The sequence below is a fragment of the Streptomyces sp. NBC_00178 genome (assembly GCF_036206005.1).
GTDB lineage: Bacteria > Actinomycetota > Actinomycetes > Streptomycetales > Streptomycetaceae > Streptomyces.
On sequence record NZ_CP108143.1, the window covers coordinates 7,150,123 to 7,167,223 of the forward strand.

The following is a 17,101-nucleotide window of genomic DNA, read 5'->3' on the forward strand; positions in this document are numbered from 1 at the left end:
GATCAGCCTCCGGTGTTGTGGGTGTTGGCCCGCTCGGCGGCGACGTAGTTGTCGTAGGCGGTCTGCATCCGCTGCGCCATCTCCGCCAGCAGGGCCTCGAGTTCGCGCGAGGCCGTCGTGAACCACGTCGACGTCCTCTCGAACGTCGATGCCGAGGGGCTCTGCCAGTACGCATGGGCCTCGTTGAAATTCCTCTCGATCTGCTTGATCAGATCGGAGACATGTCCACTTTCCGCGCGCACGAGACCCAGTGCTGCACGGAGTTCACTCAGTGCGACCTTGAACTCACCTGCGGTCATTTGCGGCATAATTCACGCCCCTTCCTGCTGCCTTACCGGATTCGGGCGGAGGTTGACCGCCACCCTCCCGTAATGTGTGGTACGGCCTATCACTTCAGGATTCCGGTGTGTCAAAATGCTGGTGGCCGGTGACGGTCGATCCACGCACCGGCCCGGCTTCATTGCCGGCCGCGCACACGGGAGAAGAGAATGCCAAATCCCCATCAGAATCATTCGGGGTCGGACGACGGCTCCATCGACGATCCGGACGCAGGGAAGGACCTCAGCAACCTCGTTCCCACCATGGGTGTCGGCTGGACCGCCCCGCCGAGCTTCAACCTCGACCCGAACGGTGGCGCCGGAGGCGGCCAGTCGGTGAGCAACGTCGCCGACAGCGGCCCGATCCTCTTCGACGGGCCCACGGTGCGGGCCACCGAGAACACGCTGCTGAACGAGGGCCGGAACGCCATCTCCGACTACGAGACCCTGCGCGCCCGGGTCGACGCCGTGGTGCACACACCGAACTTCTGGGCACCGAAGCACCCGGACTCGCCGATCGCCGCGATGAACACGGGCAGCGCGACACCCAACACGGGGTACTACCAGTCCAAGGAGGACCGGGACAACCAGGACCAGGAGACCCTCGCACAGATCGGTGAGGAGTTCGGCCGGCACATCGGCCCGGCGATGCAGAAGGCTCTCGCCATGCAGAGCAACTCCTTCCAGCTGCTGGGCAACTTCGTCGCCATGATCAACAACTCCGGCCAGTCCTACGGCCGCGTCGACCGGGCCTCGCGCTTCCCCGAGCCCCCGGGTTCCGTCACCGGCGGAGCCTGACGGCCCGCGCCCCCCGATGTGCTCCCGGCGCCGGTTCACCCGGTCACCGCCGGGGGCACGTCGGAGGGCAGCAGCGCGGTGAGGTCCCCGTCGTCGGGAGCGGCCAGGTCCGCCACCCGCATCGCATGGTGCTCGGTCATCCGCTGGAACGTCTGGCGGGCCGTCCGGCCGTTGCCGAAACGCTCGGTCCGCTCGGTCGCCTCGAAATGCGCGAGCAGCGCCGCCGCGGTGGCCTCGCCGATGCCGTATTCGTGGCTGCCGGCCTGGTACTCCACGATCCGTACGAGGTCGGCCGAGGAGTAGTCGTCGAAGGTCAGGGTCCGGGTGAAGCGAGACGCCAGGCCAGGGTTGGAGTCGATGAGGCGCTCCATGTCCTCCGGGTAGCCCGCCGCGATCACGACGACCTCGTCACGGTGGTCCTCCATGAGCTTGACCAGGGTGGAGATCGCCTCCTGCCCGAAGTCGTTGCTCTGCCCCGCCGGGACGAGCGCGTACGCCTCGTCGATGAACAGCACGCCGCCCAGAGCCCGGCGGAAGAGCGCCGTGGTCTTGGGCGCCGTGTGTCCCACGTATTCGCCCACCAGAGCGCTGCGGTCGGCCTCCACCAGGTGCCCGCTCGCCAGCAGGCCGAGCGCCGCGAGCAGCCGGCCGTACAGCCGCGCGACCGTGGTCTTTCCGGTGCCCGGATTGCCCGCGAAGATCAGGTGCCGGCTCAGGGGCGGCGGCTGCAGGCCCGCCTCCTGGCGCCGCTTGACCATCTGCATCACCTTGGCCATGGAGGCCACTTCCCGCTTGACGCCCTCCAGGCCGACCAGCCGTTCGAGTTCGGACAGCAGCTCGGGAAGCAGTTCCGCGGCCGCGGTCTCCCGCCCGTCCGCCGGGGCGACGGTTCCCCCGGCCACAGCGACCCGCCCGGGGCCTGCGGCTGTCGCCTCGGCCTCGTCAGCCATCGGCATGGTGGAGACCTTGACGTTGCTGGTGCGGCACTGCTCGAAGCGGGCAGCCGCGTCGTCGGCCTGCGACAGGTCCTCGTCCGTGTCGTGCACCAGACACCGGCGCAGCACGGGAGACGCCCCGGCGCCGACGTACACCGCGGGGTAGCCGGTGGCGGTCACCGAACAGTCCTCCAGCAGCCCTTCGGCGCCGTCACCGGCGTACACGCCGTTCTTCCCGGTGCCCGAGATGGAGACCGAACGCACCCTGGGCCGGGCCCCGGACCAGATCACCAGTCCGCTGCCCTTGCTGTCGGCGATGGCCAGGTCCTCGATCACGGCCTCGCTGCGCTCGTCGAGGAAGACGCCGGCCGACCCGGCGGCCTCCACCCGCCCGCCGAGCAGCAGGGCTCCGGTGCCGGGAGCGATCTCGATGCCCGTTCCGGTCGGCCGGAGCACCTCGCAGCCCTCCAGCAGCGGCCGGTGACCGGTTTCCAGCCGGATACCGGTCGCCGTGTCACTGATCACGCACCGGCGGAGCACCACGTCCGCGTCCCGCACGTCGAAGCCGGTCATGCGGGCGTGCTCCACCCGCGTGTCCTCCGCGACGAGGTCCGCCCTCTCCTCCACCCGCACGGCGTGCTGCGTGCTGTCGCGCACCGTGCAGGAACGCAGCACCGCCTTGGCGCTCCCCCCGAAGTGGAGGGCGGTGAAGGCCGTGGCCGTGATCTCGCACCCGGTCAGGCGGACCGCGCAGGTCCCCGTGGCATGCACGCCGTTGGCACCGGTCCGGGCCACCGTGCCGCCCTTGACCGACAGTTCGGCGCCGTCCAGCGCGGCCAGACCCGTACCGGGTACGTCGACCACCCGCGTCCCGTCGAGCTCCACCCGGCACGTACCGGCCGCGATCACCCCCGCCCCGCCCGTCTCCCGGACGTGACAGTCACGGAGCCGGAGTTCGCCCGAGCCGCCGGCCAGTACACCTTCGCGCTCGGTGCGGAAGACCTCGCACTTCTCCAGCCGGACCTGGGGTTCCTCCCGGCCGGCTGCCGCGGAGGCACGGTCGGTGCCCGGTTCGGCCGGGGCCGCCGTGCCGGGGCCGTCCGCGACGACCAGCCCCTGGGCACGGGTGTCGTGCATCCGGCACTCGCGCAGCAGCACGCGCGCCGGGGTGTTCACGCGTACCGCCGCCTCACCGGTGTGCCGGACCGAGCACTCGTCGAGGGTCGCGAGCGAGTCCCCGGCCATCACGACCCCGCATCCGGTGACCCGTTCGAAGGTCGAGCGGCGCACCTCCGCCCGCGCGGCGTCGCTCAGTGCCAGGCCGTGCCCGGCCGCCGACCGTACGACGCAGTCCTCCAGCGTCACGCGGGCCGTGCCGGTGACGTGAACGCCGGACTGCGCGGTGTCCTCGACGGTGCAGGAGCGGAGTTCCGCCGTGGCGTCGCGGATGACCTCGATCCCGCCGCCGGTCATCGTGCACCCCTCCAGGACCGGGGCGCCACCACCGACGAGCACCGACGGTCCGCCGCCCGGAGAGCCCTCGAACGAGATCTCCCGCAGCACCGGCCGATCGCCGGTCACGCTGAGCGCGGGACCGTGCGGGGCGACGATCCGCACGGTGCCCGGACCCTTCTCCGCGAGCACGGTGACCTCGGCGTCGAGGGAGAGTGACTCCCGGTAGACGCCCGGCTGTACATGGATCACCGCGCCCTCCCCGGCGGCCCGGAGCGCGGCCGTGACGGTGCGGTAGGTTCCCCAGCCGCGGTCCGCCACCCGCAGCACGTTGCGCTTCACCGGCACCGCACTCCGTTCCCCGGGACCGTCACGGCGTCTGCCCGGAGCTCAGCAGGGACGTGTACACGTCGAAGACGCCCACCGCGAGCGGAACGGAGACCAGCAGCAGGAACCCGGCCAGGGCGTCGATCCACGAGGGCCGCTCGTCGGCGCCGTCGCCCCGGAAGGCCCGGGTCAGGCCGAACACCAGGGTCAGCGCGGCCGCGACGACCAGCGCGACGGCACCGGCCCAGTGGGGGGCGCCGAAGTTCGCCGGTGCCCGGGTGAGCGTGGTGGCGAGGCCGACCGATCCGGCCACCACCATCGGCACGACCGCGGGGGCCATCGTCAGCCTTCCCGCCCGGAGGACGAGCGCGAGCCCGACGCAGCCGGCCAGGGCCACCGCGAAGGGCTGGTGCGTGCTGCCCAGGATCACCAGGGACGCGGCGGCGACCACGGAACCCAGGAGGTTCGTCCCGACGAGCAGCCGCTGGCCCCGCTTGACGAGGTGCAGCACGTCGGCCTCGCCTCCGTACGCCTCCGCTCCCGCGCCGGACGTCCCCGCCAGCACCGCGAAGTGTCCCGCGGCCTTGGGGGCGGCACTGAGCACCGCCATCATGCTGACGGCCACCACGGCGGCCGCCTCCGGCAGCGAGGCGCCGCCCAGTGTCAGGCACACCGTCAGCAGCAGCGTGATGCCGGTGATGGCCGCAGCCATCAGAGTCGTCGCGTGGCGCAACGCCAGCAGGGCGGCGAGCCCTCCGACCAGAGCCCCCGCGCTGAGCGCCGTCAGCAGCGACGCCGTACTCGTGCCGGCGGCCGGCAGCGACGCGGCGCCGATGGCGAGCAGGGGAACGGCCGAGTACGCCATGACCAGCCGCAGGCCCAGCGCGAGGGACCAGCCCTGCCGGGTCGCGTGCCAGGCCAGGAGAGTGAGGGTGAAGGCGACGACGATCGCCCCGGCGCCGGTGGCGGGCAGAACCGTGTCCCGGTCACCGGTCGACGCGAGCACCACGAACCCCGCGATGATGCTCAGCAGGCCCAGGACCATGGTGGTGTAGGCCCGCGTTCGACGGCCCCACGCGGTGATGTCCTTGTCGGCGTTGGCGACCGACTCCTCGAGGTCGGTGACCACGGGTTCGTCGGATTCCCCCGCCGCGGCGTCGCGGAGGTACAGCGTCGCGCCGTCCGCGACGCCAGCTTCCCGGAGCGAGTTCTCCGGGGCGAACGGCGGTGCGCCCGGCAGGGCGAGCGACCAGACCGGGGGGAAGGTCTCGTCGAACTCCACCTGTCCGACGAGTTTGAGCAGCGCCGGCGTGTACTCGGCGATGGCCGCGTCCGCGGGTACCGCGAGATCCACCCGCCGTCGTGCTCCTACCACGGTCACGTGGCAGCGTTCGTTCTCCACTGAGGTCATTCCTTGTCACACGTCGACGAGGGCCCTGCGGGGCCGTGCGGCGGGGTCGTGCAGATCTGCTGGATCAGTGTGTGGAGTTCCACGTCTTGATGTTGGCTTCCTCGGCGTCGACGTAGTTGCCCCAGTTGACGTGCAGCGCCTTGGCGATCTCGCCGAGCACACCGTCCTCCGCCTCGCTGCCGAACAGGCCGACGGCGGCCAGGTCCCACTCGTGCATGCGCGCCTGGTAGTCGGTCGCGGACTGGGCGTTCCAGGTGTCGATCAGCGAGGCGATGCGGCTCTTCAGGGCGTGCAGTTCACCCATGATGTGATCCGCCTGACCGTTGAGGTACGGTCCCGCGCCTTCCAGCGGGCGTCCGACGCGGATATTGCTGCTTTCGATATCGGGCATCTTGGTTCCTCCGACGAAAATGTGTGTGCAGCGGGCAGGGCGCGACGCGAGCAGTCGTCAGGACAGACGGGCGGGCGGAAGGTGCACGGCGTTGAGGTTCGCCAGGTTCACGTGCTCACCCTCGGTGTAGTTGTTGGCGGTGGTCTGCAGACCTTCGGCGATGCCGCCGAGCGCGTGCTGCAACTGTGCCGCGTGCTGATCCCACTCGACCATCAACGCCTGGAAGGTGTCGGCCGCGATGCCGCCCCACGACTGCTCGAGATTCTTCACGTAGTTCTGCAGAGCGGAGAGTTCACCCGCGACGGTCTCCTTCGTCGTGATGATGTCTCCGGCCTTCTCCTTGAGTTCCGCGGGCGTGGCGTTGTACAGAACTCCGTCGGATCCCGTGATACTCGTGTTGTCGGTCGCCGCCATGACGCCCACCTTCCTGAATCGGTTGGAGGCCGGTGCTCGGGACATCGGCCGGCTGGGAAACGTGTGCCAGGTGAAACCTTCAGCAGAGGGCTTCGCACCGGGGACGGGGAGACACCCACGTGGCGCAGTGGGCTCCCGTGATCATGCGATGCTATGCCGTCGCGCCGCTGACGTGGTCAGGTGTCGCCGAACGTACATCAATAATTGACCAAACAATGTATTACTCGTCGGTCACCGCCGGGGCGGTCCACCATCTCGTCCGGCGCCCCGTCCGAGGTGTCGAACAGGGTGGGAATGCCGCAGGCCGCCCTTGCTGCTGACCGGCTGTTTTGCGGAATCGGTCCGGTTCGGCCATTCCGCCAGGACCGTGGGACCGGGTGAGGCCGGGGTCCGTGTCCAGCGGTACTCATCACGCATGCGACGGGGGTCCTGAGGATGGGGGGAGTCTGCATTTCAATTGACCGCGCAATTATGGCGAGGTCCCGGACTCGCTGTCAAAGCGAGGAACGAGGCGGCGGGAAAACGGGAAGGGTGACCGTGTGGGTATGCCGAGTCGCCTCACTGCCCCAGGCCCTCGTGCACGTTCGTGTTTCCCGGGTGGAGATGTACACGGCCCCAGCTGCGGAAGAAGTCCGCGTGCCCCTCGTGTGAACTGCCTCGGTGAAGGCACGTCCCCGCCCCGGCGATGCCGGCCGTCTCGTCAGCGTCATCCCCGCCACTGACGAGACGGCCGGTTCACATATCAGGCCGGCAGGGCCCACTTCTGGTTGGCGCTGGCCGCACAGTCCCAGATCTGCAGACGCGTGCCGTCGGCCGAGCTGGGCCCGGTCGCGTCGAGGCAACGACCTGACTGCGGGTTGACCAGCGTGCCCGACGCGCCGGGCTGCCACTTCTGGGCGCCGCCGCCGTTGCAGGTGGCCAGCCGCACCTTGGTGCCGTTGGCCGTGGCGCCACCGGTGACGTCCATGCACTTGCCCAGCGCCTTGAGGCTGCCGTCCGTCGCCCTGGTCCACGTCTGTGCGGCGGAGTCGTTGCAGGTGTAGAGCTGCACGGCGGTGCCGTCGGCCGGGTTCGCTCCGGCGATGTCGACGCACTTGCCGCCGTATCCGCTGATCCGCCCCGTCGGCTCGGCGGTCCGGTCGGCCCGCCACCAGTTGATGTTCTGGCCGCCCGCCACCTGCTGCAACTGCACGGTGTGATGCGTACCGGGGGAGAACTGGAAGGTTCCTGCGTCGATCGTCTGCCAGGTCTGCCAGTCCCCGGTGCTGGGCACGTCCACGACGGGTCCCGCGACGCCGTCGACCACGAATCGCAGCCGGGCGCCGCTGTTCGGCGTGGCGACGCGGAGCTTGAGGTTCTCGGTGCCCTGCATCGGCACCTCACGCCACTGCATCCATTCGCCGGCCGCCGCGCTGCCTACGTTCCAGCCGCCCCCTGTGTCGGTGGTGGTCTGGACGTCCAGGTCGTCGTCCCGGTAGACGCCCCAGAGGTTGCCGGCCGTGGTGTCGCTCACCGAGTCGGCGGACTCCGCCTGGACGACCATGCCGGCCGGGAAGGGGTCCTTCGAGTACCGGCGCAGGATGTTGAGGTTCTGGTTCGGATAGTCACGCTGCGTCGTGCTGTACGGCGCGTTCCGGGTGCGCCACAGGGAGGCGTTCTCCTCCCAGTCGGTGAACCCCTCGAAAAGAGTGATCCTGTTGCCGCCGTTGACGGTGGCCTCCAGGTTGTTCACCAGCGTCTTGCCGTGATCGGGGTCGATCACCATGTTGGTGGACCCGGATACGAAGCGGAAGCCCGGCACGCCCATGCCGTAGGACTGACCGTTGAACGTCGTGTTGGTGTACGACGGACTCGGCACCCCGAACCAGCCGTTCGCCCCGTTCACCACGGGGGTCACCGCCGAGTCGTTCTTCAGCCAGCTGTTGTCCACGACGAAGTAGGGGCTCTGCCCGAACTCCGACTGCGCCTGCGACCGGACGTGCTGGAGGAGCCGGGCCGAGTTGCCCCCGCCCTGGCCCGAGAAGGCGAAGGTGTTGTTGGACCAGAGGTAGACGACCGGCTGACCGTCGACCTTGTAGCGCAGGTCGTCGGGCACGGACTGGAAGTACGCCCTGAGGTCGTTGTCCCAGAGGTACTGGTAGCCGCCCTCGCCGGCCCCGTTCGTGTCACCGATGTCGAAGACCGGCGAGTAGCCACCGGTCTTGTGCTTGACCTGGTTCTTCTTGTCGGTCATCGACGCCGGCGTGTCGTCGAAGGCGGCGACCTTGAGCTTGTCGGAGTAGCCGCCGCGCCGGATGGCGTCCACCAGCCCGGTGATCGCTCGCGGGTCCCCGCCCTGGTTGGGCACCGCGGATCCGGGAACGTAACCGCGGGTGACCATGGCGACGAAGTCGACGCCCGAGGTGACCAGCTCCTCGACGTAGTTGTCCCAGAACCGGTCGGAGGACCCCGTGGCAGCCTGGTACATCGGCAGGTTGTCGATCCGGTTGCTCTGGTTCTCGTACGGCCCTCCGGCCAGGGTCCGGGTGGAGAAACCGAAGGTCACGCCCAGGTCCCCGGTCCGCCCCGGTGCCCGGTGCGACAGCGCCGTCCCGCCCGTGTCGACGACCACGGCGGTCGGTGCGGCACCGGCGGGCGTGGTGGCGGCGGTCGCCGTCGCGATCCCGGCGGTGGCCGCGAGAACCGCTGAAATCAGTATGTGTCTCCGGCGGTGCTTCCGGTGAAAGGCACGTATACGCACGTCTGCACGCTCTCTCGGAGTCGTTCGGTGGAGTGTGGCCCGTGACCGTTGTGACGTGGCCCGGGTGTGGGTGATCCTGCCATGCCGCGGAGGGACGGAGTCACACCCTGGTCCGGGCTCCTGGGCCCGCAAGGTGTAGCCGCCGCCGCTCAGTTAGACTTCGACGATTCATCGAGGGCCGTGCCGGGACACCCGTACACCGCCCCGTTCCGGAGACGCGACCCGGTGTGCGAGCGGGAGACACATATCTCTCCCACAGGTTTGCTCGGAGTCCCGATACCTGAGACACCCCTCGCCCCGATCCCACGAGGACGATCCTGACGTGGATGAAATGGACCCGGGCCGAAGGCGCCTGCTCAGGATGTCCGGACTCGGCGCATCCGCGACGACCGCGGCCGTTCTCCAGGCCGATCCCGTGCCGACCGTGACCCTCGGCTACGACGAGAGCACCGGCGTGACCGCCGCGGCTCACCGGCCGCCCACCGGCCCGGCCCGGAGCACCGCCGCGAAGAAGACCGCGCTTGATCGGAGGTACGGCGGCGGAACGGGCGACCGGCTTCCGCGCCACGGCGGCACGGCACGGATACGCTCAGCCGTCAGAGGCCGTCCGGCTCCGGGCCGTACGGCTCCGCCGTCCGTGCGAGGGAGCAGACCGTGCACCGTGTTCCGAGCCGCCGCCGCGACTGGACTTCTGCCCGACAGCCGGCGTTCACCCGTAAGGGCCCTGAGCGATCGCCGGAACTTCCTAACGTCACCCGCATGCCTCGTACTTCTCGCACCTCACGCCCAGGCCTCGCCCTCCTGGCATCCGCGCTGGTCGCCCTGTCCCTTCCGGCGATCGCCTTCGCCGACGACTCCGCACCGACAGTCGGAACCGGCCCGGGCCGGGTCGTCGTCTCCTCGGACTTCTCCGGAAGCACCGTGCCCGAGGGGTTCAAGGTGGCGGAGGGTTCCTGGCAGGTCAAGGACGGTCGCCTGTACGGGAGTTCCGCGAGCTCGTCGCAGCTGAGCCGGATCACCTTCGGCGAGCACCTCGGCGACTTCCGCATCGAGGTGACCGCGCGCTTCGAGTCCGCCGCCGACGCCGCCCGCTGGACCGCCATGGGACTCGACATGCCTGCCGGCGGGAGCGTGCCCTGGTCCATCGCCACCATGCGGACCGGCACCACGGCGGCCAACGGGCTGGAGTTCGCCCAGCGCACCTCCTCGAACACCTGGAACGTCACGGACACCCACGCGGCGCCGTCCAGCGCGGGGACCGGCAAGGACGTGAAGATCGCGGCGGAGGTGCACGGCACCAAGGCCGTCTGGTACTTCGACGGCAAGGAGGTCATGCGGACCGCCAAGGTCGCCCGCTCCGCGGACGGTGTCCAGGGCCTGCTGGTGAACGGCGCCTCCGTCTCCTACGACGACCTCGAGGTGACGGAACTTCCGCCGCAGAGCTACATCCGCCCGGCCGGTGCCCCGTTGACCGTCATCGGCCACCGCGGCGCCTCCGCGGCCGCCCCCGAGAACACCCTGGTCTCCCAGGAGATCGCCCGCCGCGGCGGCGCCGATTTCATCGAGAACGACGTCCAGCCCAGCAAGGACGGCGTCCCCTACATCCTTCACGACGCCACCGTCGACCGGACGACCGATGGAACCGGCCCGGTCCGTTCGCTGACCTCGGCCCAGCTCGACGCCCTCGACGCCGGTTCCTGGTTCGCACCCCATTACAAGGGAGCCCGTGTCCCGACGCTGGCCGCCCAGCTCGACGACCTGCGCACCCGTGGCGGTGACCTCCTGCTGGAGATCAAGGGCGCGCACACCAAGGCAGAGGTGTCCACGATCGTGGACACCATCCGCTCCCACGGCATGACCGGACGGGTGTTCGTGCAGAGCTTCGAGGTCGACGCCCTGCGCTACACCCACGAGCTCGCCCCCGACCTGCCGCTCGGCCTGCTGCGCAGCACCCTGGACGCCGACCCCGTCGCGCTGGCCGAGGAACTGCACCTGGCCGCCTACAACCCTGAGGACGGCGCACTCGGCAAGAAGCCGTCCGTCGTCGCCGATCTGCACAAGGCCGGCGTGGCCGTGATGGTGTGGACCGTCGACAACGCCGACCGCTGGAAGGCTCTCGAAAGCGCCGGCGTCGACGGCGTCATCACCAACCGGCCGACCGAGCTCAACGGCTGGAACAGCGCCTTCCGGCAGGACGGGGCGACACCCCCGGCCGAGCCGAAGGTGACGATCACCTCGCCCGCCCCCTCCGCCGTGCTCGACCGCGCGCAGTCGCCCCTGCCGGCCGTGCAGAGCGATCACGCGGACTCGGTCGCCCTCAGCCTCGACGGCCGGCCCGTCACCGCCGGAACTCCGCTGGACCTGACCACCCTGACGGCCGGACCGCACACACTGCGGGCCGTGGCCTCCGGGCGCGGCGGCACCACCGAGGACACCCGTACCTTCACGCTGGACGCCACACCGACGGGCCTGGCGCACCTGATCTTCACCTCCGGCGCCAAGGACGCCTCCGTGAGCTCGATGACGGCCATGCTCGGGCTGAAGCAGTACGCGCTCCTCGGCACCTGGGCGAAGCTGCAGTCCGGCAAGTCGCTGAACGCAGACCGTGCGGCGCTCATCGCCGCCGACGCACACGCCCTCGCCGCCGCTCGCTGACGCCTACGCCGGCGAGCGCGGGACCGGCCCGGCGCCGAATGCGCCGGGCCGGTCCCGTTCTCAGATCGTGCGGGCCCCGCCGGCCACGGGGAGCAGTGCCCCGTGCATGCCTGACGCCTCGTCACCGGCCAGGAAGGGCCACCCCGCCGATCGAGCCCATGTCGATCGCCGAGCCCCCGTCCCGAGCCCCCGTCCCGCGCCACCGTGCCGGGCACCAGGGCCGCTGTGAGGAGGCGCGGGGCCTTGCTGTCGACCTCAAGGACCTTGTCGATCTGTTCCTCGGCCGACACCGTCACCGGATGAGGCGGTACGAGGAACGCCGCTTTGCCGACCAGGATGTCGATGGGCCGGCCCGCCCGCTCCGTCGCCTCGAATCACCCGGCGCAGCGGTCACGGGCGGGAAGGGGTCAGGGAGCCGGTCTCCTCTCCGTGCTCGTCGAACAGGGTGACCCGGTCGATGGTGAGGTCGTCGTGGAGGGGGACGTCCGTGTACCAGGCACCCCAGCCCGGCGAACCGGGCAACCGCACCAGAGGTGCGGTGACCTCGCCGTCGGAGGTGCTGACGACGACATACCGGGAGCGATCGCCACCCGTGTACACCCCGGAGAGGAAGTAGCGGTCATCCAGAATCTCGGTGTTCAGTCCCACACCGGGGTGCCGGAGGTCGATGTTGCCGTCGACCACGCTCCGGAACTGGTGGTCCATCTCCGGTGTCGACCAGTGGGTGCCCTCCTCGGTGAGCCATATCTCGACGCCCGCCCCCGCCCGGACACGCTCACCCGGCGCGACGACCCGCACCGGAGGCACGGCCGGTACGTCCGGAGGCGACGGATGCGCCGCGACCCCCTCACGCACCGGTGGGACGGAGCCGGGGGAGACCGCGCGCACCGTGACCGAGACGAGCGGCAGCAGCAGCAGCCCGCAGCCGACGGCCAGCCCGGCCGCGCGCAGCCGCCGCCGGGCACGGCCCGCCCTCTCGATGGCGGCCAGGGGGACGGGGGAGGGCGCGAGCGCGTCGGCCACCGCGCCGAACGCGTCGTGCAGTCGCTCAGCCTCGTGCCGAGACTGTGGGGAGGGCTGGGAGGTCCGGGACATCAGCTCTTCGCTTCCTGGTCGGCCGGGCGGAGGGCGAGCAGTGGATGGGCGCGCAGGACCTCCAGACCTCGGCGGGCATGCGTCTTGACCGTGCCCACCGAGCAGTTCAGGGCCGCGGCGATCTGCTGCTCGCTCATGTCCTCCCAGTAGCGGAGCACCATGACGGCACGCTGACGGGCGGACAGGGCCGACAGGGCCTGCATGAGGACGGCGCTGTCCTCGACGGACTCGGCGTGGCCGCGGTGCCGGTGGGCCGACTCGGGCAGGAACGGCATCAACAGGTGGGCTATGCGCTTCTTGCGTAACCGGCTGATGTTGTTGTTGACCAGAGCCCTGCGCATGTACACGTCGACTTCGGCGCGCGGAATCTTCCGCCATCGTGCGTACACCTTGACCAGCGTGGTCTGGACGAGGTCCTCGGCCTCGTGGAAGTCGCCGGTCAGCATGTGGGCCGTACGCACCAGGCGGGGCCAGGCCAGTGCGGTGAACTCGGCGAAGTCTGCCTGGCTCTCGTGCGTCACGGCAGCGGATCCTTGGGGGTCGGAGGTGGGGGAAGGTGGCGTGTGAGGAGTCGTCAGCGGGAGAGGGAACGGGGGCCGGCCACCGGCCGGCCCCCGCCCTCCGGGTCACGTCATGAGCACTGCGACGGCCCTTCGAGAGTCCTCGGCGTACCTACGGGTGCGAAGGGGACAGCGACGCGATCTGCTTGCCGCGCCCGTCGAACAGGGTGACGCGGTCGACGGTGAGCTCGTCGTGGAGGGGTACGTCCACGTACCAGGCGCCCCAGCCGGGCCTCCCGGGCAGCCGCACCACGGAAGCGTCGACCTTGCCGTCGCTGGTGTCGACGACGACCCGGACCGAGCCCTGCCTGGCCACGAGGATGCCGGAGAGGAAGTAGCGGTCGCCCAGAACCTCGGTGCTCAGTCCCACGCCGGGGTGCCGGAGGTCGATGTTGCCGTCGACCACGCTCCGGAACTGGTGGTCCATCTCGGGTGTCGACCAGTGCTTGCCCTCCTCGGTCAGCCATATCTCGACGCCCGCCCCGGCCCGGACGTGCTCACCGGGCGCGACGACCCGCACCGGTGCGGCTTCGTCCGCCGTCGCACCGGCCTGCCGGTCCTGGGCCTCGGCCTGCACCCGCACCGGCGCCACCGCATGCGCCGCGGCCGGCACCGCTGCCAAGGCCGCTGCCGCGATCGCGGCAGCGGCCACGTACTTCTTCGTTCCCGTCAGGCGTGTCATGGACGTGGGACTCCTTGCGAATCGTTCGGGTCAACTGGTGGAGGGCGCCTCTCCATCCCTAGTAACGCCGTCCGTTCCCCATTCCGATGACACGGCGCGGCGTCGGATGTCGAGCGGTACAGGTGTGTGGGTGGAGGGCGGACCGGGCGGTGGCACCGCGGCTCACGGGCCCGCTGCTCCGGCACGCAGGTGCCGCTCCCACGAGGCGGCGCGGGCGCGAGGGAAATCCGCTTTCGGCGGGCCGCTCGCGCGGCCTATGGTGGGCCGATGGCGTCCATCAGGCAGGTCCAGGTCACCTTCGACTGTGCAGACCCCGAGCGCGTCGCTCGGTTCTGGTGCGAGGTGCTCGGATACGTCGTCCCGCCGCCGCCCGACGGGTTCACCGACTGGGACGCGTACGGCCGCTCGCTGCCGCCCGAGCGTCAGGGGGCGGGTTTCGTCTGTGTCGACCCCTCGGGTGCGGGCCCGCGCCTGTACTTCCAGCGCGTCCCCGAGGGCAAGGTCGTCAAGAACCGGGTGCACCTCGACGTCAGGGTCGGCACCGGGCTCGTGGGGGAGGAGCGCCTGGCCGCCCTCGAGGCCGAGTGCGGACGGCTGCTCGCCCTCGGTGCGACCCGTGTACAGCTGCAGGTCGCCGACGCGTACGACGAGTCGTGCCTGACGATGCAGGACATCGAGGGCAACGAATTCTGTCTCGACTGAGGTCGGTCTGCGTGATGCTCGCGCCGTCCCCTGGAGGCCGGCGGGCGTGACCGCTCGCGCGGTCCCGGGGAGAGGCCGGCGCGTGTGAACCACCCCAGGAGTTCGCGTACGTGACGCCAGGGTCGTCCCGGGGCGGGACGCGAACCCGCCCCGCCCCGCGTTCCGCGCCAGTTTCCTTGGCGGAACGCGGCGTGGCTGCGCCTCCTTGAACCCGCCGCCGACCAAGTGCGGCGAGATCCACTCCACGCGTGAGCGTCGCTCCGCGCCGTGAGTGGGTGCAGCGAAGTGTCCACCGCCCAGGGGGCGTTACTTAAATCAAGTCAAAAGAAAAGTCGTGTCGGAGTTATTGACCCTGCCGGGATGGGGCGGCATGGTTCGGGAGAGCGCTCTCCCGAGCGCCGTATCCCTACAGGGAGTTCCCCCTATGTCTCTATTTGGCATGCCCCTGGCGACCTGGTCGCCACCCCGTGGGCGCGTGCGCAGCGGCCTCGCGAGTGCGGTCGTCACCGCGCTGGCCGCGACGCTCCTGGCCGTGGTCCCGGCGTCGGCGGCGCACGCCGCACCGGTGCTGCTGTCCCAGGGGAAGCCGGTCACGGCGTCCAGTCAGGAGCACTACGGGACCGCGGCGGCCGGGGCCGTCGACGGGGACCTCGGTACCCGCTGGTCGAGTGCCGCGTCCGACGGTCAGTGGCTCCAGGTGGACCTGGGCAGTCCGGTCCCGCTCAGCCAGGTGGTGCTGCGGTGGGAAGCCGCGTACGCCAAGGCCTACCGGATCGAGCTGTCGACGGACGGCGCCTCCTGGTCGACGGCCTACGCGACCACGACCGGGGCGGGCGGCACGGAGAGCGTCGCCGTATCAGGCTCCGCCCGCTACGTGCGGATGCAGGGCGTGACGCGAGCGACCGGATACGGTTACTCACTCTGGGAGTTCCAGGTCTTCGGCGGAGGTGACGGCGGCGGCCCGACCCTGCCCGGGGGCGGCGACCTGGGACCCAACGTCCACATCATCGACCCCTCCACCCCGGACATCCAGGGCCGGCTGGACCAGGTCTTCGAGCAGCAGGAGTCCGCACAGTTCGGCACCGGCCGCCACGCCTTCCTGCTCAAGCCGGGCACGTACGACAACCTCAACGCGCAGATCGGCTTCTACACCCAGATCGCCGGACTCGGGCTGCGCCCCGACGACACGACCATCAACGGTGACGTGACCGTCGACGCGGGCTGGTTCAACGGCAACGCCACGCAGAACTTCTGGCGAGGCGCCGAGAACCTGGCCGTGGCTCCGGTCAGCGGAACCAACCGGTGGGCCGTCTCGCAGGCCTCGTCGTTCCGCCGTATGCACGTCAAGGGCGGGCTCAACCTGGCGCCCGACGGATACGGCTGGGCGAGTGGCGGATACATCGCGGACAGCAAGGTCGACGGGCAGGTCGGCAACTACTCGCAGCAGCAGTGGTACACCCGCGACAGTACGATCGGCGGCTGGTCCAACTCCGTCTGGAACCAGACCTTCTCAGGCGTCGAGGGCGCGCCGGCCACCGGTTTCCCCGAGCCGCGCTACACCACCCTCGCCACCACCCCGGTCTCCCGTGAGAAGCCGTTCCTCTATCTGGACGGCGGCGAGTACAAGGTGTTCGCTCCCGCCATGCGGACCAACGCCCGGGGCACGACGTGGGCGAACGGCACCCCTCAGGGGGAGTCGATCCCGCTGAGCAGGTTCTACGTCGTCAAGCCGGGTGCCACCGCCGCCACCATCAACCAGGCACTCGCCCAGGGTCTGCACCTGCTGTTCACCCCGGGGATCTACCACGTCGACCGGACGATCGACGTCGACCGCGCGAACACGATCGTGCTCGGCCTGGGCCTGGCGACGATCATCCCCGACAACGGAGTGACGGCCATGAAGGTCGCCGACGTCGACGGCGTCCGGCTGGCGGGCTTCCTGATCGACGCCGGCCGCGTCAACTCACCCACCCTCCTCGAGGTCGGCCCCCAGGGCGCGGGCGCGGACCACTCGGCCAACCCCACCACGGTCCAGGACGTCTACGTCCGCATCGGCGGGGCCGGCGCCGGCAAGGCGACCACGAGCGTGGTCGTCAACAGTGACGACGCCATCATCGACCACACCTGGGTGTGGCGGGCCGACCACGGCGAGGGCGTCGGCTGGGAGACCAACCGCGCCGACTACGGGGTCCGCGTCAACGGCGACGACGTACTCGCCACCGGCCTGTTCGTCGAGCACTTCAACAAGTACGACGTCGAATGGTTCGGCGAGCGCGGCCGCACGATCTTCTACCAGAACGAGAAGGCGTACGACGCGCCCGACCAGGCCGCCATCCAGAACGGTGCCACGAAGGGCTTCGCCGCCTACCGCGTCGACGACTCCGTCACCACCCACGAGGCCTGGGGCCTGGGGAGTTACTGCAACTACAACGTCGACCCGGGCATTCGTCAGGACCACGGATTCAAGGCCCCGGTCAAGCCCGGCGTGAAGTTCCACAGCCTGCTCACCGTCTCCCTGGGCGGCAACGGCCACTACGAGCACGTCATCAACGACACCGGGGCCTCGACCGTGCCCGCCGGCACCTCCACCGTGCCCTCGACGGTCGTCTCGTACCCCTGAGC

At 70.3% G+C, this 17,101-nt stretch carries 13 protein-coding genes; 4 read left to right on the forward strand and 9 right to left on the reverse strand.

Translation table 11 applies throughout. The features are described from left to right. Positions 1-2: 2 nt before the first annotated feature. Positions 3-299, reverse strand: coding sequence for a WXG100 family type VII secretion target (locus OHT61_RS31360; RefSeq protein WP_329042853.1), 297 nt, complete (start codon positions 297-299; stop codon positions 3-5). Positions 300-488: 189 nt separating this feature from the next. Here OHT61_RS31360 and OHT61_RS31365 point away from each other — a divergent pair, with 189 nt between their 5' ends. Further along, complete coding sequence (locus OHT61_RS31365; protein WP_329042855.1) at positions 489-1,115, forward strand: hypothetical protein; 627 nt, start codon at positions 489-491, stop codon at positions 1,113-1,115. A gap of 35 nt (positions 1,116-1,150) precedes the next feature. Here OHT61_RS31365 and OHT61_RS31370 read toward each other — a convergent pair whose 3' ends face one another. The 5 genes from OHT61_RS31370 to OHT61_RS31390 form a co-directional block, all read right to left on the reverse strand. Further along, positions 1,151-3,844 (reverse strand): right-handed parallel beta-helix repeat-containing protein, encoded by a 2,694-nt coding sequence (locus tag OHT61_RS31370; protein WP_329042856.1) that lies wholly within the window; start codon positions 3,842-3,844, stop codon positions 1,151-1,153. Between the two features lie 28 nt (positions 3,845-3,872). After that, complete coding sequence (gene eccD / locus OHT61_RS31375) at positions 3,873-5,231, reverse strand: type VII secretion integral membrane protein EccD (RefSeq protein ID WP_329042857.1); 1,359 nt, start codon at positions 5,229-5,231, stop codon at positions 3,873-3,875. Between the two features lie 73 nt (positions 5,232-5,304). Then, complete coding sequence (locus tag OHT61_RS31380; protein WP_329042859.1) at positions 5,305-5,631, reverse strand: WXG100 family type VII secretion target; 327 nt, start codon at positions 5,629-5,631, stop codon at positions 5,305-5,307. A 57-nt stretch (positions 5,632-5,688) separates the two neighbouring features. Further along, complete coding sequence (locus OHT61_RS31385) at positions 5,689-6,045, reverse strand: WXG100 family type VII secretion target (RefSeq protein WP_329042860.1); 357 nt, start codon at positions 6,043-6,045, stop codon at positions 5,689-5,691. A 742-nt stretch (positions 6,046-6,787) separates the two neighbouring features. After that, positions 6,788-8,785: a DUF5010 domain-containing protein gene (locus OHT61_RS31390; RefSeq protein WP_329042861.1), complete on the reverse strand. Its 1,998-nt coding sequence runs from the start codon at positions 8,783-8,785 to the stop codon at positions 6,788-6,790. Positions 8,786-9,544: 759 nt separating this feature from the next. On the opposite strand from OHT61_RS31390, the gene OHT61_RS31395 reads away from it, so the two are divergent. Continuing rightward, positions 9,545-11,440, forward strand: coding sequence for a glycerophosphodiester phosphodiesterase (locus OHT61_RS31395; protein WP_329042863.1), 1,896 nt, complete (start codon positions 9,545-9,547; stop codon positions 11,438-11,440). Between the two features lie 390 nt (positions 11,441-11,830). Here OHT61_RS31395 and OHT61_RS31400 read toward each other — a convergent pair whose 3' ends face one another. The 3 genes from OHT61_RS31400 to OHT61_RS31410 all read right to left on the reverse strand — a co-directional run bounded on the left by OHT61_RS31400 (position 11,831) and on the right by OHT61_RS31410 (position 13,777). After that, positions 11,831-12,535: a hypothetical protein gene (locus OHT61_RS31400; protein WP_329042864.1), complete on the reverse strand. Its 705-nt coding sequence runs from the start codon at positions 12,533-12,535 to the stop codon at positions 11,831-11,833. After that, positions 12,535-13,056, reverse strand: a complete 522-nt coding sequence (locus OHT61_RS31405) for a SigE family RNA polymerase sigma factor (RefSeq protein ID WP_329042865.1) — start codon at positions 13,054-13,056, stop codon at positions 12,535-12,537. Before OHT61_RS31405 ends, OHT61_RS31400 begins: the two co-directional genes overlap by 1 nt. A 151-nt stretch (positions 13,057-13,207) precedes the next feature. Next, the gene (locus tag OHT61_RS31410) at positions 13,208-13,777 is read right to left on the reverse strand and encodes a hypothetical protein (RefSeq protein ID WP_329042866.1); all 570 of its coding nucleotides are present in this window, start codon (positions 13,775-13,777) and stop codon (positions 13,208-13,210) included. A 267-nt stretch (positions 13,778-14,044) separates the two neighbouring features. Here OHT61_RS31410 and OHT61_RS31415 point away from each other — a divergent pair, with 267 nt between their 5' ends. After that, positions 14,045-14,479, forward strand: coding sequence for a VOC family protein (locus OHT61_RS31415; RefSeq protein WP_329042868.1), 435 nt, complete (start codon positions 14,045-14,047; stop codon positions 14,477-14,479). A gap of 439 nt (positions 14,480-14,918) precedes the next feature. After that, positions 14,919-17,099, forward strand: coding sequence for a discoidin domain-containing protein (locus OHT61_RS31420; RefSeq protein ID WP_329042869.1), 2,181 nt, complete (start codon positions 14,919-14,921; stop codon positions 17,097-17,099). Positions 17,100-17,101: the final 2 nt, after the last annotated feature.